The 20,915-nt window shown below is 73.1% G+C and carries 18 protein-coding genes; 9 read left to right on the top strand and 9 right to left on the bottom strand.

Annotated features, from left to right (window positions below; all coding sequences use genetic code 11):
• Positions 1–486: 486 nt before the first annotated feature.
• The 3 genes from O7598_RS19320 to O7598_RS19310 are packed head-to-tail and all read right to left on the bottom strand — an operon-like array spanning position 487 to position 3,915.
• The gene (locus tag O7598_RS19320; protein WP_269692721.1) at positions 487–1,248 is read right to left on the bottom strand and encodes a succinate dehydrogenase/fumarate reductase iron-sulfur subunit; all 762 of its coding nucleotides are present in this window, start codon (positions 1,246–1,248) and stop codon (positions 487–489) included.
• A complete protein-coding gene (locus O7598_RS19315) occupies positions 1,245–3,182 on the bottom strand; it encodes a fumarate reductase/succinate dehydrogenase flavoprotein subunit (protein WP_269692720.1) in 1,938 nt (645 codons plus the stop codon). Before O7598_RS19315 ends, O7598_RS19320 begins: the two co-directional genes overlap by 4 nt.
• A gap of 1 nt (position 3,183) precedes the next feature.
• On the bottom strand, positions 3,184–3,915 hold the full coding sequence (locus O7598_RS19310) for a succinate dehydrogenase cytochrome b subunit (protein WP_269692719.1): 732 nt from the start codon (positions 3,913–3,915) through the stop codon (positions 3,184–3,186).
• Positions 3,916–3,944: 29 nt separating this feature from the next.
• On the opposite strand from O7598_RS19310, the gene O7598_RS19305 reads away from it, so the two are divergent.
• On the top strand, positions 3,945–4,883 hold the full coding sequence (locus O7598_RS19305; RefSeq protein WP_269694910.1) for a LysR family transcriptional regulator: 939 nt from the start codon (positions 3,945–3,947) through the stop codon (positions 4,881–4,883).
• Here O7598_RS19305 and O7598_RS19300 read toward each other — a convergent pair.
• Positions 4,880–5,458 carry a TetR/AcrR family transcriptional regulator gene (locus tag O7598_RS19300; RefSeq protein ID WP_269692718.1) on the bottom strand — a complete coding sequence of 193 codons (579 nt, stop codon included), beginning with the start codon at positions 5,456–5,458 and terminating at the stop codon, positions 4,880–4,882. The two genes, O7598_RS19305 and O7598_RS19300, sit on opposite strands and share 4 nt — an antisense overlap.
• Positions 5,459–5,525: 67 nt before the next feature.
• Between O7598_RS19300 and O7598_RS19295 the strand changes: the two genes are divergently transcribed.
• A complete protein-coding gene (locus tag O7598_RS19295; protein ID WP_269692717.1) occupies positions 5,526–6,017 on the top strand; it encodes an FBP domain-containing protein in 492 nt (163 codons plus the stop codon).
• Positions 6,018–6,038: 21 nt separating this feature from the next.
• On the opposite strand, the gene hrpA is transcribed toward O7598_RS19295, so the two are convergent.
• Positions 6,039–10,034, bottom strand: coding sequence for an ATP-dependent RNA helicase HrpA (gene hrpA / locus O7598_RS19290; protein ID WP_269692716.1), 3,996 nt, complete (start codon positions 10,032–10,034; stop codon positions 6,039–6,041).
• A gap of 132 nt (positions 10,035–10,166) precedes the next feature.
• Between hrpA and O7598_RS19285 the strand changes: the two genes are divergently transcribed.
• Both O7598_RS19285 and O7598_RS19280 read left to right on the top strand, forming a co-directional pair.
• Entirely contained in the window at positions 10,167–10,634 is a 468-nt protein-coding gene (locus tag O7598_RS19285; RefSeq protein WP_269692715.1) for a cytidine deaminase, read from the top strand.
• 62 nt (positions 10,635–10,696) lie between these two features.
• Positions 10,697–11,530, top strand: a complete 834-nt coding sequence (locus tag O7598_RS19280; RefSeq protein WP_269692714.1) for a phytanoyl-CoA dioxygenase family protein — start codon at positions 10,697–10,699, stop codon at positions 11,528–11,530.
• A 9-nt stretch (positions 11,531–11,539) separates the two neighbouring features.
• Here O7598_RS19280 and O7598_RS19275 read toward each other — a convergent pair whose 3' ends face one another.
• A complete protein-coding gene (locus O7598_RS19275) occupies positions 11,540–12,469 on the bottom strand; it encodes a MerR family transcriptional regulator (protein WP_269692713.1) in 930 nt (309 codons plus the stop codon).
• A gap of 119 nt (positions 12,470–12,588) precedes the next feature.
• Here O7598_RS19275 and O7598_RS19270 point away from each other — a divergent pair, with 119 nt between their 5' ends.
• The 4 genes from O7598_RS19270 (at position 12,589) to O7598_RS19255 (ending at position 16,627) form a co-directional block, all read left to right on the top strand.
• On the top strand, positions 12,589–13,635 hold the full coding sequence (locus O7598_RS19270; protein WP_269692712.1) for a FecCD family ABC transporter permease: 1,047 nt from the start codon (positions 12,589–12,591) through the stop codon (positions 13,633–13,635).
• A gap of 80 nt (positions 13,636–13,715) precedes the next feature.
• The gene (locus O7598_RS19265; RefSeq protein WP_269692711.1) at positions 13,716–14,777 is read left to right on the top strand and encodes a FecCD family ABC transporter permease; all 1,062 of its coding nucleotides are present in this window, start codon (positions 13,716–13,718) and stop codon (positions 14,775–14,777) included.
• On the top strand, positions 14,774–15,643 hold the full coding sequence (locus O7598_RS19260) for an ABC transporter ATP-binding protein (RefSeq protein ID WP_269692710.1): 870 nt from the start codon (positions 14,774–14,776) through the stop codon (positions 15,641–15,643). The genes O7598_RS19265 and O7598_RS19260 overlap by 4 nt, the downstream gene beginning before the upstream one ends.
• A 39-nt stretch (positions 15,644–15,682) precedes the next feature.
• Complete coding sequence (locus tag O7598_RS19255; RefSeq protein WP_269692709.1) at positions 15,683–16,627, top strand: ABC transporter substrate-binding protein; 945 nt, start codon at positions 15,683–15,685, stop codon at positions 16,625–16,627.
• Between the two features lie 58 nt (positions 16,628–16,685).
• Here the strand turns inward: O7598_RS19255 and O7598_RS19250 are convergent, their stop codons facing one another.
• The 3 genes from O7598_RS19250 to O7598_RS19240 form a co-directional block, all read right to left on the bottom strand.
• Positions 16,686–17,933, bottom strand: a complete 1,248-nt coding sequence (locus O7598_RS19250; RefSeq protein WP_269692708.1) for an Nramp family divalent metal transporter — start codon at positions 17,931–17,933, stop codon at positions 16,686–16,688.
• Between the two features lie 21 nt (positions 17,934–17,954).
• Complete coding sequence (locus O7598_RS19245) at positions 17,955–18,143, bottom strand: hypothetical protein (protein WP_269692707.1); 189 nt, start codon at positions 18,141–18,143, stop codon at positions 17,955–17,957.
• Between the two features lie 139 nt (positions 18,144–18,282).
• Positions 18,283–18,930 carry a hypothetical protein gene (locus O7598_RS19240; protein ID WP_269692706.1) on the bottom strand — a complete coding sequence of 216 codons (648 nt, stop codon included), beginning with the start codon at positions 18,928–18,930 and terminating at the stop codon, positions 18,283–18,285.
• 303 nt (positions 18,931–19,233) lie between these two features.
• Here O7598_RS19240 and O7598_RS19235 point away from each other — a divergent pair, with 303 nt between their 5' ends.
• A complete protein-coding gene (locus O7598_RS19235) occupies positions 19,234–20,862 on the top strand; it encodes a peptidase (RefSeq protein ID WP_269692705.1) in 1,629 nt (542 codons plus the stop codon).
• Positions 20,863–20,915 lie beyond the last annotated feature (53 nt).

Genomic DNA, 20,915 nt, shown 5'->3' with positions numbered 1-20,915 from the left:
GCGCCGTGTCGGCGGCGTAACCGGCCCCGAGGCTGAGCCGTTCTCGTCATCAAGCTTGTAGCGGACGGACGCGTCGTCACCCGGTGTGGGTGCACCAGATTGACCGCTGTTCGCGGCACGCGGAGATCTTGGAAGGAATCGGCCCCTGGAGGGGCCATGAGCTTCCAAGATCTCGGGAGCCGGGAGCCGGGAGCCGGGAGCCGGGAGCCGGGAGCCGGGAGCCGGGAGCCGGGAGCCGGGAGCCGGGAGCCGGGAGCCGGGAGCCGGGAGCCGGGAGCCGGGAGCCGGGAGCCGGGAGCCGGGAGCCGGGAGCCGGGAGCCGGGAGCCGGGAGCCGGGAGCCGGGAGCCGGGAGCCGGGAGCCGGGAGCCGGGAGCCGGGAGCCGGGAGCCGGGAGCCGGGTGGGGGCTGCGTACCCCGGAAACGGGCCGACCGCCGCGACCCTGGCTTGCGGGGCGCGGCGGTCGGGTGGATCCGACGGCGAAGGTCAGGAGCCGGGGGTGCCGGCGCGCTTCGTCGTCGCCTTGAGGTAGTCGCGGTTGAGCCGGCCGATGGTGTTCAGCGGGATGCCCTTCGGGCAGGCCGAGGTGCACTCGCCGATGTTGGTGCAGCCGCCGAAGCCGGCCTCGTCGTGCGCGTCCACCATGCCGATCACCCGGGTGTAGCGCTCGGGCTGCCCCTGGGGGAGCAGCGAGAGCTGGGTGACCTTGGCGGCGGTGAACAGCATGCCGGAGCCGTTCGGGCAGGCCGCCACGCAGGCGCCGCAGCCGATGCAGGCGGCCGCGGAGAAGGCGGCGTCCGCGTCCTCCTTGGCCACCGGGGTGGAGTGCGCCTCCGGGGCGCTGCCGGTCGGCGCGGTGACGTAGCCGCCGGCGGCGATGATCTTGTCGAAGGCGTTCCGGTTCACCACCAGGTCCTTGACGACCGGGAAGGCGCGGGCCCGCCAGGGCTCGATGTCGATCGTCTCGCCGTCGGAGAACTGCCGCATGTGCAGCTGGCAGGCGGTGGTGCCACGCTGCGGGCCGTGCGCCTCACCGTTGATCATCAGGCTGCACGCGCCGCAGATGCCCTCGCGGCAGTCGTGGTCGAAGGCGACCGGCTCCTCGCCGTCGAGGATCAGCCGCTCGTTCAGAACGTCGAGCATCTCCAGGAAGGACATGTCCGGGGACACGTCCGGCACCGGGTAGGTCACCATCCGACCCTTGTCCTCGGGGCCGGTCTGCCGCCAGATGCGCAGGGTCAGGTTCACTTGTAGCTCCGCTGCGAGGGGTGGACGTATTCGAAAACGAGGTCTTCCTTGTGCAGCACCGGGGTGCCGGCGTCGGCGGCGTACTCCCATGCGGCGACGTAGGCGAACCGGTCGTCGTCGCGCTCCGCCTCGCCGTCCGGGGTCTGGTGCTCGGCCCGGAAGTGGCCGCCGCAGGACTCCTCGCGGTGCAGCGCGTCGATGCACATGAGCTCGGCCAGCTCGAAGAAGTCGGCCACCCGGCCGGCCTTCTCCAGCGACTGGTTGAGCCCCTCGCCGTCACCGGGGACGCGGGCCCGCTGCCAGAACTGCTCACGCAGGGCGCGGATCTCGTCGATCGCCTTGCGCAGCCCGGCCTCGGAGCGCTCCATGCCGCAGTGCTCCCACATGATCTGGCCCAGCTCCCGGTGGAACGAGTCCACCGTGCGGTCGCCGTTGATCGCGAGCAGCCGGCGCAGCCGCTCCTCGACCTCGGTGCGCGCCGCGACCGCCTCCGGGTGGCTGGCCTCGACCTTCTCCAGCGGGTTGGCGGCCAGGTAGTTCGCCAGCGTGCTCGGCAGCACGAAGTAGCCGTCGGCCAGGCCCTGCATCAGCGCCGAGGCGCCGAGCCGGTTCGCGCCGTGGTCGGAGAAGTTGGCCTCACCGATCACGAACAGGCCCGGGATGGTCGACTGGAGGTCGTAGTCGACCCAGAGGCCGCCCATCGTGTAGTGCACGGCGGGGTAGATCCGCATCGGCACCTCGTACGGGTCCTCGCCGGTGATCCGCTCGTACATCTCGAAGAGGTTGCCGTACTTGGCCTCGATGGCCTTGCGGCCGAGACGGCCGATGGCGTCGGCGAAGTCCAGGTAGACGCCGAGGCCGGTCGGGCCGACGCCGCGCCCCTCGTCGCACACGTTCTTCGCCGCGCGGGAGGCGATGTCGCGCGGGACCAGGTTGCCGAAGGAGGGGTAGATCCGCTCCAGGTAGTAGTCCCGCTCGTCCTCGGGAATGTCGCGAGGGCTGCGGTCGTCGCCCTTGACCTTCGGCACCCACACCCGGCCGTCGTTCCGCAGCGACTCGCTCATCAGGGTCAGCTTCGACTGGTGGTCGCCGGAGACCGGGATGCAGGTCGGGTGGATCTGGGTGTAGCAGGGGTTGGCGAAGTACGCGCCCTTGCGGTGCGCCCGCCAGGACGCGGTGACGTTGCAGCCCTTGGCGTTGGTGGAGAGGTAGAAGACGTTGCCGTAGCCGCCGGAGGCGAGCACCACCGCGTCGGCCATCTCGGTGCTGATCTCGCCGGTGACCATGTCGCGGACCACGATGCCGCGGGCCCGGCCGTCGACGACCACCAGTTCCAGCATCTCGTGGCGGGCGTTCATCTCCACGTTGCCCAGGCCGATCTGCCGCTCCAGCGCCTGGTACGCGCCGAGCAGCAGCTGCTGACCCGTCTGGCCCCGGGCGTAGAAGGTGCGCTGCACCTGGGCGCCGCCGAAGGAGCGGGTGTCGAGCAGGCCGCCGTACTCGCGGGCGAACGGGACGCCCTGGGCGACGCACTGGTCGATGATGTTGACCGAGACCTCGGCCAGCCGGTGCACGTTCGACTCCCGGGACCGGAAGTCACCGCCCTTGACCGTGTCGTAGAAGAGCCGGTGCACCGAGTCGCCGTCGTTGCGGTAGTTCTTGGCGGCGTTGATGCCGCCCTGCGCGGCGATCGAGTGGGCCCGGCGCGGGCTGTCCTGGTAGCAGTAGGACTTCACGTGGTAGCCCTGCTCGCCCAGCGTCGCCGCGGCGGAGCCGCCGGCCAGGCCGGTGCCGACCACGATCACCGTCAGCTTCCGGCGGTTGGCCGGGTTGACCAGCTTCATGTCGAAGCGGTGGCGGTCCCATCGGGTCTCGACGGGGCCGTCCGGGGCCCGGGTGTCGGCGATCGGGTCGCCCTCGGTGTACAGATCCATGTCAGGCCACCAATCCGGTCAGTACGGCGAACGGGACCACCAGGTAGCCGGCGCAGAGCACGACGGCGAAGACGAGCGCGGCGGCACGGGCCCGGCGCTCACCCTTCGGCGTCTGCTGGCCGAGGCTGCGGAACGCGCTGAAGGCGCCGTGCCGTAGGTGGAAGCCGAGGGTCACGATGGCGAGCGTGTAGAAGAGGGTGACGTACCAGCGCCCCGGGGCGAAGTCGGCGACCACGTTGCCGTACGGGTTGGCCGCGTCGCCCTGCGGGTTGAGGTGACCGGTGGTCAGATCCAGGATGTGGTAGATCACGAACAGCAGGATGATCACACCACCCCAGCGCATGGTGCGGGCCGCGTAGTTCACGTGGATCTTCCGGCGGTGCGCGTACGCCACCGGGCGGGCGGCCCGGGCGCGCACGGCCAGCACGGTGGCCGCGCCGATGTGGGCCAGCACCGCCACGGTGAGCACGGTTCGCTGGATCCACAGGTACCAGGTGGTCGGCAGCAGTGGCGTGCCGAGGTCCCGGAGCCAGTGCGCGTAATGGTCGAACGAGGTCTCGCCCGTGAAGATCTTCAGGTTCCCGAGCATGTGCACGATCAGGAACAGCACCAGAAGGATGCCCGTCGCCGCCATGACGGCCTTGAGGCCGACGTTCGAGCGGATGGGCGACCGAGTTTTCGTGATTACCACATGACCGACGCTAGGAGCACTTCGATCAGGCGTCCAATGCATCGAAATCACAGTCTTGATAGCCGTAGGCTATAGAGATGCAGCTCCATCAGCTCCGGTACTTCGTCGCGGTCGCAGAAGTACGACATTTCACCCAGGCGGCCGATGTCGTCGGCATAACCCAGCCCTCGTTGAGTAAGCAAATTCACGCGCTGGAGGCCGACCTCGGGGCCCCGCTCTTCGAGCGGGTAAGGGGCAACATCGCACTCACCGCGGCCGGCGAGGTGCTGCTGCCGCTGGCCAAACGGATCCTCGCCGACGTGGACACCGCGACCCGTGAGGTGCAGGAGCTGGTCGGGCTGCGCCGCGGGCGGGTCCGGCTCGGGGCCACGCCCAGCCTGGCCACCTCGCTCGCGCCGCCGGTGCTGCGCCGGTTCCGCGACGCGCATCCCACCGTCGACCTGCGGGTCGAGGAGGGCGGCTCCCAGGACCTGGTCCGCGACCTGCTCCGCGGCGACCTCGACCTGGCGCTGGTCATCATGCCGTCCGGGGGCGCCGACCCCGGGCTGCGCGTCGACCCGATCCTGCGCGAGAGCCTGGTGGTCGCCTCGGTGGACCCGCTGCCGGGCGCCTCCGCCGACGGCGAGCTGCGCATCACCGACCTGCGCGACCAGCCGCTGGTGATGTTCCGGGAGGGCTACGACCTGCGCGACGCCACCCTCCAGGCGTGCCGGGCGGCCGGCTTCGAGCCGAGCCTGTCGGTGGACGGCGGGGAGATGGACGCCGTGCTCAGCTTCGTCGAGGCCGGTCTCGGCGTCGCGCTGGTGCCCGGCATCGTGGTGGCCCGCCGCCCGGGCATCCGGGTCACCCGCCTGGTCCCGCCCGGCGTGCGCCGGACCATCGCGGTGGCCCGCCGCCGCGACGTGGTCCCCACCCACGCCGGCCGGGAGCTGCGCCGCATCCTCCTGGAGTACGTGCACGACGCCACCGCCGCCGACCAGCTCCCGGCCGGCGTGGAGCCGCTTGCCTAGGTCGCGTCGGCCGTGGGCCAGTTGCGCAGCAGGGCGTCGACGGCGTCCAGGACCCGCTCCCAGCTCTCCGGCGGTGCCGGCGGGCTGTGGTCGAACCCGCCCCCCAGCTCCAGGCCGACGAAACCCTGGAAGACGCTGCCGAGCAGCCGGACGGCGTGCGTCTGGTCCGGCTCGGGCAGGTGGTAGCCGCGCAGGATCGCCCGCATCATCGCCGAGTGCCGGAAGCCGGCGCTGCCGGCGGCGGTCTGCGGATCGAGCCGCAGCTGGGCGGCGGTCCAGCGGCCCGGGTGCCGGTGGGCGTAGTCGCGGTAGACGTCGGCGAAGGCGGTCAACGCCTCCTTGCCGGCCCGTCCGGCGAGCGCGTCGGCGGCCCGGTCGGCGAGTTCGCCGAGCGCGAGCAGCGCGATCCCGGTCCGCAGATCCTGGGAGTTGCGCACGTGGGAGTAGAGGCTGGCGACCGTGACGCCGAACCGCCTGGCCAGCGCCGAGACGGTCACCTGGTCGAAGCCCACCTCGTCGGCCAGCTCGGCCCCGGCCTGGATCAGGCGTTCCCGGTTGAGTCCCGCACGGGTCATGAGTCTCCTCTCACCTAATCCCATTATGCCTTTGCCTAATACCTTTAGGCAAATTACCCTCGGCACTATGACCCCGTTGACCGAACCCCAGATCCGTGCCGCCTTCGTCAACTGCACCAAGGGCGAGGCGAAGCGCATGCACGTCCCGCGCGACCTCGGCGCCCGCCCCTGGGACGACCTCGACTTCCTCGGCTGGCGTGATCCGCAGGCGCCCGACCGGGCCTACCTCGTCGCCGTCCTGGACGGCCGCCCGACCGGCCTCGCGCTACGCCGCCCCAGCCCCGGGCCCGGTCAGCAACGCCGCAACATGTGCTCGGTATGCCTGACCAACCCGGCCGGCGGCGTCAGCCTGATGGTCGCGCGCAAGGCGGGCAAGGCCGGGCAGCAGGGCAACTCGGTCGGCATCTACCTCTGCGACGACCTGGCCTGCTCCCTCTACGTGCGGGGCCGCAAGGACGCCGGCCCCGGCGCGCGCCTCCCCGAGTCGCTGACCCTGGACGAGAAGATCGACCGCACCGTGTCGCACCTCACCGCCTTCGTCACCCGCGTCACCACCTGACAGCGTCGCCGGACGACCCGGTCAGCGGCCCTCGGCGTCGTCCATGGCGCGGTAGATGCGCTGTTCGGAGACCGGGTAGGGGGTGCCGAGGGCCTGGGCGAAGACATTCACCCGCAGTTCCTCGATCATCCAGCGGATCTGCCGGGCCGCCGGTGCCGCGCGTCGGGCCGGGGGCAGCGCCGCGAGCATGTCCTGGTATTCCTTCTGCACCACGGCGATCCGGTCCTGTTGCTGTTTGTCGCGCTGCGGGTTGCCGGGCAACCGGTCCAGCCGGCGCTCGATCGCGGTCAGGTAGCGCAGCAGGTCGGGCAGGCGGGCGTAGCCGGCCTCGGTGACGAAGCCGGCGTGCACCAGGCCACCGAGTTGGGCTCGGACGTCGGCCAGGGCGGCCACCACGGCCAGGTCCCGGGTCGCGCCGAGTCGCTGCTCCACCGCGTACGCGGCAGCGAGGACCTGCCGCACCCGGCCCATCACCTCGACCACGGTGTCGACCAGGTCGGCGCGGACCCGCTCCCGTAGCGCCGCGAACCCGTCGGCGTCCCAGGCCGGGCCGCCCGCGTCCGCCATCAGTTTGTCGATGGCGGCGCCGGTGGCGTCCTCGATAAGCGCCGGCACCCCGCCGTGCGGGTTTCGCGACAGCGCGAGCTTCGCCTCGTTGCTCAGCCGGCCCTGGAGGAACTTCGCCGGTGACGGCAGGGTCAGCCGGAGCAGCCGACGGGTGCCCGCCCAGTGCGCGGCCTCCTGCTCGGCGGCGGAGTCGAACACCTTCACCCCGACGGTGGCGCCCTCGTCCACCAGCGCCGGGTAGGCGGTCACCGCGAAGCCGGCCCGGACCTGCTCGATGGTGCGCGGCAGCGTGCCGATCGACCAGCCGGTCAGCCCGCTGCGGGCCACGTCCGGCGCGGCGGCGGCGACGACCTGGCGTACCTCCTGGCGCAGCTCGCGTTGCAGCGCCGGCAGGTCCTTGCCCTCGGCGACCGGCTTGTCGTCGTCGCCGAGCACCCGGAAGGTGACCCGCAGGTGCGGCGGCAGCTTGCCCGGCTCCCACGCGTCCGGCGGCACGGTCACGCCGGTCATCCGCCGCAGCTGCCGGGTCAGCGCGGCCAGCAGCGGCTCCTCGCCCGGCGTGATCGCGGCCAGTGCCGCGCGCGCGTAGTCGGGCACCGGGACGAAGTTGCGCCGGAAGGGCTTGGGCAGCGACCGGATCAGCGCGATGACCAGGTCCTCGCGCAGCCCCGGCACCTGCCAGTCGAAGCTCTCCGCCGGCACCTGGTTGAGCAGTGGCAGCGGGATGTCCACGGTGACGCCGTCGGTGGGCGCGGTCGGGTCGAACGTGTAGGTCAGCGGGAGCGTGACGCCGTCGGCCCGCCACTCGTCCGGGTAGTCCTCCTCGGTCACGCCGCCGCGGCCGGCGTTGACCAGCAGCTCGCGGGTGAAGGTGAGCAGGTCCGGCTGCTCCCGGCGGGTCTTCTTCCACCAGGTGTCGAAGTGCCGGCCGGAGACCACGTCGGCGGGGATCCGCTGGTCGTAGAAGGCGAAGATGGTCTCGTCGTCGACCAGGATGTCGCGCCGCCGGACGCGGTTCTCCAGCTCCTCGACCTCGGTCAGGAGCTTCTGGTTGTCGCGCCAGAACTGGTGGTGGGTCTGCCAGTCGCCCTCCACCAGGGCGTGCCTGATGAACAGCTCCCGGCTCAGCGCCGGGTCGATCCGCCCGAAGTTGACCTTTCGGGACGTGACCAGCGGGATGCCGTAGAGCGTCACCTTCTCGTAGGCCATCACCGCGGCCTGCTTCTTCTCCCAGTGCGGCTCGCTGTAGCTGCGCTTGACCAGGTGCTGGGCCAGCGGCTCGACCCACTCCGGCTCGACCCGCCCGGCGACCCGGCCGAACAGCCGCGACGTCTCCACCAGCTCGGCCGCCATCACCCAGCGCGGCGGCTTCCGGAACAGCGCCGAACCGGGGAAGATCACGAACTTCGCGCCCCGCGCGCCCAGGTATTCGTGCTTCTGCGCGTCCTTGAGGCCGAGGTGCGACAGCAGGCCGGGCAGCAGGGACTGGTGCACCTTCGGGGTGTCGATCTCCTCCGGCAGGTCGGCGCCGGCGCCGCGCCGGCCCTCACCCTTGTCGGAGGTACGCAGCACCTGGCGCAACTGGCTGACGATGTCCTGCCACTCGCGTACCCGGAGGTAGTTGAGGTGTTCGGCCTTGCACATCCGGCGGAACGCGCTGGAGGACAGCTCCCGCTGCTTCTCCCGCAGGTGCCGCCAGAGATTGAGGAACGCGACGAAGTCCGACTCCTTGTCGGCGAACCGGGCGTGCGCCTGGTCGGCCTGCGCCTGCCTGTCGGCCGGGCGTTCGCGCGGGTCCTGGATGGAGAGCGCCGCGGCGATCACCACCACCTCGGTGGCGCAGCCGTTGCGCTCGCCTTCGAGGACCATCCGGGCCAGCCGGGGGTCGACCGGGAGCTGGGCCAGCCGCCGGCCCAGCGCGGTGAGTCGCTTCGCCGGGTCGGTCTCGGCCGGGTCGAGCGCGCCCAGCTCGTGCAGCAGGTTGACGCCGTCGGTGACGTTGCGCCGGTCCGGCGGGTCGATGAACGGGAACGCGGCGACGTCGCCGAGCCCGATCGCCGTCATCTGGAGGATGACCGAGGCCAGGTTGGTGCGCAGGATCTCCGGGTCGGTGAACTCCGGCCGGGAGTCGAAGTCCGCCTCGTCGTAGAGCCGGACGCAGATGCCGTCCGAGGTGCGCCCGCAGCGGCCCTTGCGCTGGTTGGCGCTGGCCTGGGAGACCGGCTCGATCGGCAGCCGCTGCACCTTGAGCCGGCTGGAGTAGCGGGAGATGCGGGCGGTGCCCGGGTCCACCACGTACTTGATGCCGGGCACGGTCAGCGAGGTCTCCGCGACGTTGGTGGCGAGCACCACCCGGCGGTTGCTGTGCGCGGCGAAGACCCGGTGCTGCTCGGCGCTGGAGAGCCGGGCATAGAGCGGCAGGATCTCGGTGCCGAGCAGCGACCGCTTGTTCTGCACCAGCTTGCCCAGCGCGTCGGCGGTGTCCCGGATCTCCCGCTCGCCGCTGAGGAAGACCAGGATGTCGCCGGGGCCCTCGGCGGCCAGTTCCTCGACCGCGTCGCCGATCGCCTGGATCTGGTCCCGGACGTTCTCCTCGTCGGCCTCGTCCTCCGCCTCGCCCTCGGTCACCTCGACCAACGGCCGGTAGCGGACCTCCACCGGGTAGGTGCGGCCGGAGACCTCGACCACCGGGGCCGGGTTGCCCTCGGCGTCGGCGAAGTGCTTCGCGAACCGGTCGGTCTCGATGGTCGCCGAGGTGATGATCACCTTGAGGTCGGGCCGGCGGGGGAGCAGCTGTCGCAGGTAGCCGAGGATGAAGTCGATGTTCAGGCTACGCTCGTGCGCCTCGTCGATGATCAACGTGTCGTACTGCCGCAGCATCCGGTCGGTCTGCAGCTCGGCCAGCAGGATGCCGTCGGTCATCAGCTTGACCAGGCTGGTGTCGCCCACCTGGTCGCTGAAGCGCACCTTGTAGCCGACCACGCCGCCCAGTTCGGTGCCGAGTTCCTCGGCGATCCGGTCGGCGACCGTGCGGGCGGCCAGCCGCCGGGGCTGGGTGTGCCCGATCAGACCGGTGACGCCGCGGCCCAGCTCCAGGCAGATCTTGGGTAGCTGGGTGGTCTTGCCGGAGCCGGTCTCGCCGGCCACGATCACCACCTGGTGGTCGCGGATCGCCGCGGCGATGTCGTCCTTGCGCTCGCTGACCGGCAGCTGCGCCGGGTAGGTGACGGTCGGCACCGCGGCCCGCCGGGCCGCCAGGCGCGCCTCGGCGCGGGCCACCTCGGTCGCGATCTCGGCCAGCGCCGCGTCCCGCCGTTGCGGGTCCCGCAGCCTCCGCACGCCGTCGAGCCGCCGCTGCAGGCGGCGCTGGTCGCGGAACATCAGGGCGTCGAGGCGGCGGTGCAGGTCGCGGGCGGTCTCGGGTGCGGCGGGTACGGCTGGATTCTGCATGTCGTCGCCAAGGATAGGCAGCCGCGCTGCGGACCGCCCCCGGGTTACCGCCCGTTGGCGTGCCGTCGCCGGTCGGGGCGTCCGGCCCGGATAAAGTTGCCGCCGACGAGGTCGACGAGGACGGGGATGATCATGCGGGACACCGACAGGGCGCTCGTGCAGGCCGCCACCGCCGTCGCCAAGCTTCGCTGCCGCAGTGAGAACCACACCGTCGCGGCGGCCGTGCGCAGCACCGACGGGCGGGTGTTCAGCGGCGTGAACGTCTACCACTTCACCGGTGGCCCGTGCGCCGAGGTGGTGGCCGTCGGTGCCGCCGCCACCCAGGGCGCCGGCGAGCTGGAGTCGATCGTCGCGGTGGGGGACCGGGGTCGGGGCGTCATCCCGCCCTGCGGCCGCTGCCGGCAGGTGCTGCTCGACTACTTCCCCTCGATCCGGGTGATCGTCGGGCCGCCGGACGGGCTGCGCGCCGTGCCGGTGGCCGACCTGCTGCCCGAGACGTACGTCTGGTCGGACCACCAGGTCGAGGTGCCGGCCGGCCCGCGCACCGGGGTGTGGCCGCTGCCCGTGGTGCCCGGGAGCCGCCAGTCCGCGGAGGACTGACGCCAGGCCTTGCGGCCGCTTTCCAACGTTGTAATACTCGGGTCCCGTACTCAGGAGGCCCGATGACTCCCTACCCCGCGCCGGACGACGAGACCCCGGTCGAGGCCCTCGGGGACCTCTACCGCGACGGCATCACCGCCTGCCGGGCCGCCTTCGACGTGGACTGGGTCGCGCGGGTCGGCGAGGACGTCGACGCGGCGTTCCGGGAGGCCCGCTCCCGCCCCGACGGGGCGGTCGGCCGCGGTCCCGAGCGGTGGTACGTCGAGATCCACCCCGAGCAGCTGCGCGGCTTCGTCGACCTGGTCACCCATCCCTGGGTGGTGTCGGTGTGCCGGGCCGTGCTCGGCCCCGACTACGAGATCGTCGAGCTGGGCTTCGACATCCCGTTCCCCGGCGCGGCCATGCAGCCGTGGCACCGGGACTTCCCGATGCCCGAGGAGACCCGGCTGCGGCGCCGGCTCACCTCGCTGGCGTTCAACCTCACCACCGTCGACACGGTCGAGGAGATGGGCCCGTTCGAGATCGCCCCGGGCACCCAGTGGGACGACGGGCGCGGCTTCGACCACGAGATGTTCCCACCGAAGGACCGGTACCCCCGTTACCAGGACCGCGCCGTGCGCAAGTATCCGAAGCGCGGCGACATCTCGGCCCGTTCCGCGCTCACCGTCCACCGGGGCACCCCGAACGTCAGCGACCGGGCCCGGCCGGTGCTGGTGCTCGGCGTGGACGCGCCGGGCGCGGGCAACGCGGCGCACCACGACCTGGCGGTGACCCGCCCCTACCGGGACGCCCTGCCGGATCTGGCCCGCGACCACCTGCGCTGCCCGGTGGTGGACACGCTGGTGCCGATCCGGCAGAAGCACACCATCGAGGGCCTGGTGATGGGCGCGGAGTGACCCGCCGCGTCAGCCCGCCGGTCGGGCGCGCAACGCGCGGATCGCCCAGTCCAGCACCGGCGCGAGGCTCTCGGCCGGCGGCCACCCGTTCACCACGGCGAGCAGGTTCTCGTACCGCTCCCGCCGGGGATCGTGCGCGGCCGCCAGCCGGTCGAGCAGGCGTCCACGAAGGGCGGCGTCGTCCGGCCGGCCGCACAGAGCGGCGTAGCGGGCCGCGGCCCGGGCCAGGACCGGATCGGCGCGGGGCGAGGCCGGGTCGACGCCGGCGGCCAGCGCCGGGGCCACCTCCTCCCGGACCACGGCGACCGCGTCCCGGCGTACGCCCTCGACGCCCGCCCGGTCGGCCGCGTGCAGCTCGGCGAGCCGGCGCAGGCCGGCCCGGAAGGCCGGGTCCAGGGTCAGCTCGGCCAGCTCCACCCACGCCTCGACCTGCCGGTCGTCGGCGTCGTCGGGCAGCTCCGGGGTGAGCGACCGGCGGATGCCCGCGAACCCTTGGTCGGCCAGGCCGGTGAAGGCCTCGTCGAGGAACGCGTCGACCAGCCGCCGGCGCTCCCGCGCGGCCAGTCCGGCCAACCGGTGCAGCAGCTCGGCCTCGGCCGGGGCGGACCGGCGCCGGGCGATCACGGTCAGCACCGCGCGGCGCGAGCGCAGCACCCGGATCTGGGCGGCCAGCGCGTCCGCGTGCGCGGCGGCGACCTCCGGCAGCGTGACCTCCCGAGTCAGCACCCGGCGCACCGTCGCCAGGTCCACCCCCAGCTCGCGCAGCGTGCGCACCAGATCGACGCGAGCTACCGCGTCCGGGGTCCAGCGACGGTGGCCGCTCGGGCCTCGGTCGGTCGGCGGCACGATCCCCCGGTCGGACCAGAACCGGATGGTCTTCACCGGCACGCCGGTCCGCCGGGCCAGCTCACCGATCTCGTAGCGCTCCGCACCGTCCATGCCGCCCACCCTCCCGCCTCCCCCTGATGGAGGCGCAAGCGCATCGACATCGCCGAGTTAGGCGTGCCTTACCTGTTCAGCTAAGGTAAGGCGAACCTAATCGGAAGGCGAACACCCCCGTGACCACCGTCGCCGTCCGGCCCGCCCGGGCCGACGCCCCCGCCCGCAGCGGCGCCCCCCGCCGCGTGGCGGTCACCGCGGCGGCGGCGCTCCTGCTCGTGCTGGCGTTGCTCGCCAGCCTCGCGTTGGGCAGCCGCCACCTTCCGGTCGACCAGGTCTGGCACGCTCTCGTCGCGCCGGACGCCGGCGACGCCACCACCGTGGTCCGGGAGCTGCGGGTGCCGCGTACCGCCCTCGGGCTGGTCGTCGGTCTCGCGCTCGCGCTGGCCGGGGTGCTGTTCCAGGCGGTCACCCGCAACCCGCTGGCCGAGCCGCGCATCCTCGGCGTCAGCGCCGGCGCGTCGTTCGGCGTGGTGCTGGCCATCGCCGTCTTCGGCGTGAGCACGCTCGCCGGGTACGTCTGGTTCGGCATCGCCGGTGCGCTCTTCGCCGGAATGCTGGCCTTCGCCGTGGCCAACCGCACCCGCGAGGGCGCCAGCCCGGTCACCCTCGCGCTGGTCGGCGCCGCCCTCGACGCCGGTCTCGGTGCCATCGTGTACGCGCTGCTCAGCATCGACGCCCGCACGTTCGAGGAGTATCGCTTCTGGGTGGTCGGCGGGCTCACCGGCCGGGACGTGGGCGTGGCCGGACAGGTGCTCCCGTTCGTGCTGGCCGGGGTGCTGCTGGCCGCGCTCGCCGCCCGAGGGCTGGACGCGCTCGCCCTCGGCGACGACGTCGCCCGCGGCCTGGGGCACCGGGTCGCGCTGGTCCGGCTGGCCGCCGGGGGCGGGGGCGTGCTGCTCACCGGCGCCGCGGTGGCCGCCGCCGGCCCGATCGCGTTCGTCGGGCTGGCCGTGCCGCACCTGGCCCGGGCGCTGGTCGGCGCCGACCATCGCTGGGCGCTCCTGGTCGCCGCGCTGCTCGGCCCCACCCTGGTGCTGGCCGCCGACGTCGCCGGTCGCCTGGTCGCCCCGCCCGGCGAGATCCCCGCCGGCATCGTCACCGCCCTGCTCGGCGCCCCCCTGCTCGCCCTCCTGGTCCGCCGAGCCAAGGTCGTCACCGCATGACCACCCCCACCCCCACCTCCCGCGATCTTGCAGTTGCTGCCCCGGCGAACCGGGCAAATGCCCCGTTGGAAGGGCCACAAGTGCAAGATCGCCGCAGCGGGGGGCGGGGCGGGGCGCTCGCCGGGAAGGCGCTGCTGCGGGTGGGGGCGGTGGCGGTGCCGTTCCGGTGGCGGCCGGTCGTGGTGGCGGGGGTGCTGCTGGTGCTGCTGCTCGCGGCGGTGGTGGTCAGCCTGTCGCTGGGGACGCCGTACGTGGCGCCGGTCGACGTGCTGCGGTCGCTCTCCGGTGCCGGCACCCCGTACGACCTGGTGGTGCGCGACCTGCGGCTGCCCCGCGCGGTGCTGGCGGCGCTGGCCGGCGCGGCGTTCGGCGTGGCCGGCACGCTGATCCAGAGCGTGGCCCGCAACCCGCTGGCCAGCCCCGACGTCATCGGGGTCACCCAGGGCGCCGGGCTGGCCGCCACCATCGCGCTGACCAGCGGCGCGGCGGCGGTGCTGGTGGCGCCGGCGGCGCTGCTCGGCGGTCTGGCCGCGGCCGTCCTGGTGTTCGCACTCGGCGCCCGGCACGGGCTGGCCGCGCAGCGGTTCGTGCTGGCCGGCGTGGCGGTGGCGTTCGCGTTCCGGGCGCTGATCGAGGTGGTCATGCTCACCGCCGACCCGATCGACGGCCTGCGCGCCCAGCTCTGGCTGATCGGCACGCTCGCCGGCAAGGGGTGGACCGAGGCGGCCTGGATCGCCGGCACGCTCGCCGTGCTGCTGCCGGTGCTGCTCTGGGCCGGCTGGGCGCTGCGCGGCTCCGCCCTGGACGACGACACCGCGCGCGGGATCGGGCTGCGCCCGGTGGCCCGGCGGATCGGGCTGGCCGGCACCGGCGTGCTGGCCGCCGCCGCGGTCACCGCCCAGGTCGGCGCCGTGGACTTCGTGGCGCTGGTCGCCCCGCAGGTGGCCCGCCGGCTGGTTCGGGCCGAGCGCCCGCCGATGCTGTGCGCCGCGCTGCTGGGCGCGCTGCTGCTGGTGCTCGCCGACCTGGCCGGCCGCCGGCTGTTCGCGCCCACCCAGCTGCCGGCCGGCGTGCTGACCGCGGCCATCGGCGGCCCGTACCTGATCTTCGTGCTGCTGCGCACCCGAGGGAGGCGGTCGTGACCGCGCTGCTGTCCACCCGCGACCTGGTCGTCGGCTACGAGGGCCGGACCGTGCTGGACGGGTTGGAACTCGACCTGCCGGCCGACGCGTTCACCGTGATCGTCGGCCCGAACGCCTGCGGTAAGTCGACACTGCTGCGCACCATGGCCCGGCTGCTCACCCCGCGCCGCGGCGCGGTGCTGCTCGACGGCGCGCAGATCCGCGACCTGCCCACCCGGGACGTGGCCCGGCGGCTCGGCGTGCTGCCGCAGAGCCCGCTGGTGCCCGAGGGGATCACCGTGGCCGACCTGGTCGGGCGCGGTCGGCAGCCCTACCAGCGGTGGTGGCGGCAGTGGTCGACGGAGGACGGCCGGGCCGTCGACGAGGCGATGCGGCTGGCCGACGTGACCGGGCTGGCCGACCGCGCGGTGGACACGCTCTCCGGCGGGCAGCGCCAGCGGGTGTGGATCGCCATGACCCTCGCCCAGGACACCGACGCGCTGCTGCTCGACGAGCCGACCACCTTCCTCGACCTGGCCCACCAGGTGGAGGTGCTGGACCTGCTGCACCGGCTGCGCGCCGAGCGGGGCCGGACCGTGGTGGCCGTGCTGCACGACCTCAACCAGGCCGCCCGGTACGCCGACCACCTGGTCGCCATGCGCGACGGCGCGGTGGTCGCGGCCGGTCCGCCGCGCGAGATCCTCGACGCCGGCCTGGTCCGCGACGTCTTCGGGCTCGACTGCGTGGTCGTGCCCTGCCCGGTCACCGGCGCCCCGCTGGTGGTGCCCGCCCGCACCCAGACCCCGGCCCCGGCCGGCAAGACCCCGACCTCGGCCGCTCCGGCCGGCACGCCGGCCCCGGCCGGCGCCCCCGTCGGCGACGCCTGAGCGCGCCGGCTGACACCCCGCACCACGGAAAGGAACCTGATGCGTCGCCTCGCCGCCGTACTCACCACCGCCCTCGCCCTCGGCGTCGGCCTCACCGCCTGCGGGGAGAGCGACCCGGTCGCCGACGCCGGCGCCGGGGAGACCCGGGAGATCACCCACGCCATGGGCGCCACCAAGGTGCCCGCGGAGCCCAAGCGCGTGGTGGTGCTCGACACCGACAAGATCGACACCGCGTTGTCGCTGGGCGTCACCCCGGTCGGCGCGGCCACCGCCGGCGAAGCGAAGAGCTGGCCCACCTACTTCGGCGCGGACAAGCTCACCGGCATCACCGAGGTCGGCGTGCTCACCGAGCCCGACCTGGAGGCGATCAACGCGCTCAAGCCGGACCTGATCCTGGGCAGCAAGTTCCGCCAGGAGAAGTTCTACGACGAGCTGTCGGCCATCGCGCCGACCGTGTTCACCGAGAAGGTCGGCGTCACCTGGAAGGAGAACTTCCTCCTCGACGGCGCCGCGCTCGGCAAGGAGCAGCAGGCCAAGGACCTGCTGGCCGCGTACGAGAAGCGGGCGAAGGACTTCGGCGCGAAGCTCGGCGACGCGGACGCCCGGAAGATCTCGATCGTGCGCTTCATCCCGGGCAACATCCGGGTGTACGGCCCGGACTCGTTCTCCGGCATCGTGGTCGGCGACACCGGCCTGGGCCGCCCGGAGCGGCAGCGCCTGGAGGGCAAGGAGGACAAGCGCTTCGACCTGGTCAGCGCCGAGCGGGTCAACGAGGTCGACGGCGACGTGGTGTTCGTGACCGCGTACGGCGAGAAGGCCGCCGCCGAGCAGGCGAAGGTCACCACCGGCAGCCTCTGGAAGGGCCTGTCCGCGGTCAAGGCGGGCAAGGCGCACGTGGTCTCCGACGAGGTGTGGATGACCGGCATCGGCGTCGGGGCCGCCAACAAGATCCTCGACGACCTGGCGAAGTACCTGGCCGCCTGAGCCGTCGCGCTGTCGCCGCGCCCGCCCGGTCTCCCCGACCGGGCGGGCGCGGCCGTGTTCAGGCCACCAGTTGCCAGAGCAGGAACGCGTTGAGCGCGACCACGAGGCCGGCGACCGCCACTGCGGCGGCGGTGGTGGCCCGATGGTTGACCAGGCTGCCCATCAGGTCCCGGCGGCGGGTGAAGGCCACCACCGGCACCAGCGCGAACGGAATGCCGAAGCTCAGCACCACCTGGGACAGCACCAGCGCCCGGGTCGGGTCGACACCGACCGCCAGCACCGCCAGTGCCGGCAGCAGCGTGACCGTCCGGCGCACCACCAGCGGGATCCGGCGGCGCAGGAAACCCTGCATGATGATCTCGCCGGCGTACGTGCCGACGCTCGTCGAGGCGAGGCCGGACAGGAGCAGGGCGACGGCGAAGCCGACCGCCGCCACCGTACCGAGCGTGCCGGCGAGCCCGGCGTGCACGCCCTCCAGCGTGTCGGTGCCCGGGATGCCACTGCCGTGGAAGCTGGACGCGGCGACCAGCAGCATGGCCAGGTTGACCGCGCCGGCGACGCCGAGCGCGATCAGCACGTCCAGCCGCAGCCCTTTCGCCACCACCCGTCGTTCCGCCTCGCCGCTGGTGGGGATGCGGTTCGGGGTGAGCGCGGAGTGCACGTAGATCACGTGCGGCATGACGGTCGCGCCGAGGATGCCGGCGGCCAGCAGCATGCTGTCGGTGCCCGCCGTCCGGGGGAGCAGTCCGGCGGCGGCGGCCGGCAGGTCCGGCCGGGCGGTGAGCAGGTTGACCGTGAAGGCCAGCACGATCACGCCGAGCAGCACCGTGATGGCGATCTCGAACGTCCGGAAGCCCCGGGCGCGCAGCGCCAGCACGGCGAACGCCGCGGTGCCGATGATCAGGCCGCCGGGCAGCAGCGGCACACCGAACAGCAGGTGCAGGGCGACCGCCCCACCGATCACCTCGGCCAGGTCGGTGGCCATCGCGACCAGCTCGGCCTGCGCCCACATCACCCGGTTGAGCGGCCGGGGCAGGTGCTCCCGGCACAGCTCGGGCAGGCTGCGCCCGGTGGCCAGACCGAGCTTGGCGGTGAGCGACTGCACCAGCATGGCCGCCAGGTTCGCCGCCACCACCACCCAGACCAGCAGGTAGCCGTAGCGGGCGCCGGCGGTGGAGTTGGTGGCGAAGTTGCCCGGGTCGACGTAGGCGACCGCGGCCACGAACGCCGGCCCGAGCAGGATGAGCCGGCCGCGGGCGCGGGCGGTCGGCAGCGCGGGCGCGACGGGCAGGTCGTTCGTGACCACTGGTGCTCCTCGCGGGCCGGATCAGGCGGGCTCGTGCCGGCGCGCCGGACGGACCGCGGGGGCCGGGTCACGCTCCAGCGCGGCGGCGAGCGGGATCAGCGCGGTGAGCGCGGCCAGCGCCAGGACCGCGGGCGGGGTCAGGCCGACGCCCCACGCGGCAACGGTGAGCAGGGCGAACGCGGTGAGCTTGGCGCGGTTGCGGGCGGACATGCCAGCGGTCTTCCCGACACCGACCCACATACACCGCTCGAAAGGAGGAACCGGACGCCGGAGGCGGAAGGGTCGCTCCGTCCGACACGGCCGAACGGCCGCCCCCGGCGATCGGGGACGGCCGTTCGGGTCGGTCGGGTCAGGCGGCGGTGGACCAGATCGCGCGGAACGCGGCTGCCTCGCCGGCCAGCCACTGCTCGATCCGCTCGGGCTTGGCGTCGGCAGGCATCCGGTGCGCCTCGCCGCGCCGCACGTCGACGAGAACCGGCTCGGCGTGCGGCAGCACCGCGTCCATGTGCCGGGCCATCAGGTGCAGCGTGGCCAGGGTGGCCTCCTCGCTCGGCGGCGCCTCGTCGAAGTGCAACCGGATCGCCTCGGCCCGGCCGTCGGCGAAGCGCACGCCGAACTGCGGGTTGATCTTCACGGGCAGGTCGCCCAGCATCGCGAGGGCGTCGCGGGCCTGGGCCAGGTCGACGCCGGCCGGCTCGCCGAGTGAGTGCAGCCAGCGGGTCGCACCGGGCACGAGCGCCTCGTAGAGCGGGCGCCAGCGCGGCTTGACCAGGTCGACCACCTGGGCCAGGTGGGTGCCGCCGGTGTGGAACGCGACGTCGGCCTTGAGCGCCTTGACGAACTGGCCGTGCGGGTTGAAGCCGTGTCGGCTCGCCCGCTGACGGCGCAGGCCGCCGACGAACGTGGCCTTGGTGGGGCCGGTGCGGTCCACGTAGCGGGTGAAGCCGAGAAGCGTGGCGTAGGGGGTGACAGGGGCGGCGGAGGTGGGCGCAGTCACGAGCATCCTCCCAGGTCAACAGCTCGTTTAGTACATACATTCTAATCGACGGGTCTGACAACGCCCAGGGTCTGGAGGCGCCCGCGTATGCGGATGGCGCAGAACGTCTCGGAGCATCGTGCAGGCCTCCGGCGAGCACCGAGACACCGACGAACTCGTGCCACCCGACGGCACCGCGTGAGGAGGCGGTGCCGTCGTCGCCGAATTGCCCGAACGGTTGAGGAAGGCCGGACCTCGAGGGACACCCGCATTTCTGATCTTGAATTAGAGTGCGATCTTCCAACCCTCTCTTCCGGAGCAACCATGAGATCCCTCACGGCCCGCTGGCCCCGCCTCGCCGCCGGCGCGGCGCTGCTGGCGACGACCGCGCTCTTCGCCCCGTCGGCCCCGGCGCACGCCGCCGACGAGCTGCCCGACCTGTTCGTCTCCTTCGACCGGGACCCGGTCGCGGAGATCGACAACAGCGGCACCACGATCGGCATGTACGTGTACAACTACGGTCAGGCCGACGCGACGGGGGTGACCGTCACGCTCGACCTGAGCAAGCTCTCGTCCGACGTCGTCCCCTCGGTGTCCGACTGGGACGACACCTGCAAGCTCGCCGGTGAGAAGGTCACCTGCACCGTCGGCCGGCTGGCTGCCGGCCAGGTCGACACCATCTACCCGCTGTCGCTGGCCAGCCGCACGGGCGCCACGCCCGGCGACGCCGGTTCGGTCAGCGTGACCATCGCCGGTGCCCAGGACGACGCCAACCCCGGCGACGACACCACCACCTTCCCGGTCACGATCGTCGCGTCCGGCCCCGACCTGGTCGCCGCCGCCGACGACCTCAACGACAACGCCCACCCGGTCGGCGAGGGTGACCGCGTCCCGCTGCGCAGCGGCGTCCTCAACGAGGGCGACAGCCCGGCGACCGACTTCACGATCCGGGTCGACCTGCCCACCGGCGCGACCTTCGTCGAGCGCTACAGCGACTGCACCTACGTCAACTACTACCCGAAGAACGTGGGCCTGCCCTACGTCTACGGCCCGAGCCAGGTCACCTGCACGGTGCCGCTGACCCTCAAGCCGGGCGAGGGCCTGCTGCTGTTCGACGAGGAGACCGGCGCGTCACTGTTCAACATCACCTTCGGCCGCAACCTGCCCGGCCCGGACGAGAACTGGGCGTCCTTCAGCACCGCCCTGGCCGGCGAGGCGGAGGCGGCGAAGAAGGTCGCGTCGACCAAGGGCTCCGGCCCGTCGTTCGCCGCCGCCGCCGAGAAGCTGCACGCCAAGGCGGTTCGCGCGGGCCTGGCCAAGCGCGCCGTTGTCGAGCGCGAACTCGACGAGTCGGACAACTACGCCGACTTCCAGTTCTGGAGCAAGAAGAACACGCTCGACGTCGCGGTGACCGCGCCGCCGGTCAAGGGCGCGGTCGGGCAGACCGTCGAACTCGGCTACGAGGTGGTCAACAACGGCCCGTCCGACGGCGGTGGACCCGGCGTGATCATCACCGCCCCGAGCGGCACGGTGCTGCTGCCCAACGAGTGGTGCTACACCGACGGCCAGCCGGGCAAGACGCTGCCGGAGTCGGCGAAGCTGCGGTGCAACTTCGAGAGCGAGTTCCCGAGCGTCGCGTCGGGCTACGGCCGGATCAAGACCAGCGTCCGGGTGAAGATCAAGTCGGCGCCGGGGACCGACGGCACCATCGTCGTCAACGGTTCGACCTCCTCCACCGAGTCGAAGCCGGAGAACAACACCGCCCGCATCGTCATCACCACCGATGAGGGTGGCGCGGGCGGCGGCGACGGCGGTTCCGGCGGCGGCCTGCCGGTCACCGGCGCGCCGGCCGCGGCCCTGGCCGGTACGGGCGCCGCCGTGCTCGCGATCGGCGCGGTGCTGTTCGTCGTGTTCCGTCGCCGGCGCCTGGCGTTCCAGGCCCCGCGCGACTGATCGACCGTCCGCGTGACACCGCGGGGGCGGGACCGGACAGGTCCCGCCCCCGC

Source organism: Micromonospora sp. WMMC241 (assembly GCF_027460165.1).
Classification (GTDB): Bacteria; Actinomycetota; Actinomycetes; order Mycobacteriales; family Micromonosporaceae; genus Micromonospora; species Micromonospora humi.
Note: the sequence above shows the minus strand (reverse complement) of the source record. Positions and strands in the feature narration are given on the sequence as shown.

Bases quoted from the DNA above. Each gene is read 5' to 3' on its own strand.
- O7598_RS19300 (WP_269692718.1), bottom strand. From the start codon at position 5,458: ATGACCCGTGCGGGACTCAACCGGGAACGCCTGATCCAGGCCGGGGCC.
- O7598_RS19310 (WP_269692719.1), bottom strand. From the start codon at position 3,915: ATGCATTGGACGCCTGATCGAAGTGCTCCTAGCGTCGGTCATGTGGTA.
- O7598_RS19255 (WP_269692709.1), top strand. From the start codon at position 15,683: ATGCGTCGCCTCGCCGCCGTACTCACCACCGCCCTCGCCCTCGGCGTC.
- O7598_RS19235 (WP_269692705.1), top strand. From the start codon at position 19,234: ATGAGATCCCTCACGGCCCGCTGGCCCCGCCTCGCCGCCGGCGCGGCG.
- O7598_RS19275 (WP_269692713.1), bottom strand. From the start codon at position 12,469: ATGGACGGTGCGGAGCGCTACGAGATCGGTGAGCTGGCCCGGCGGACC.
- O7598_RS19245 (WP_269692707.1), bottom strand. From the start codon at position 18,143: ATGTCCGCCCGCAACCGCGCCAAGCTCACCGCGTTCGCCCTGCTCACC.
- O7598_RS19280 (WP_269692714.1), top strand. From the start codon at position 10,697: ATGACTCCCTACCCCGCGCCGGACGACGAGACCCCGGTCGAGGCCCTC.
- O7598_RS19285 (WP_269692715.1), top strand. From the start codon at position 10,167: ATGCGGGACACCGACAGGGCGCTCGTGCAGGCCGCCACCGCCGTCGCC.
- O7598_RS19315 (WP_269692720.1), bottom strand. From the start codon at position 3,182: ATGGATCTGTACACCGAGGGCGACCCGATCGCCGACACCCGGGCCCCG.
- hrpA (WP_269692716.1), bottom strand. From the start codon at position 10,034: ATGCAGAATCCAGCCGTACCCGCCGCACCCGAGACCGCCCGCGACCTG.
- O7598_RS19295 (WP_269692717.1), top strand. From the start codon at position 5,526: ATGACCCCGTTGACCGAACCCCAGATCCGTGCCGCCTTCGTCAACTGC.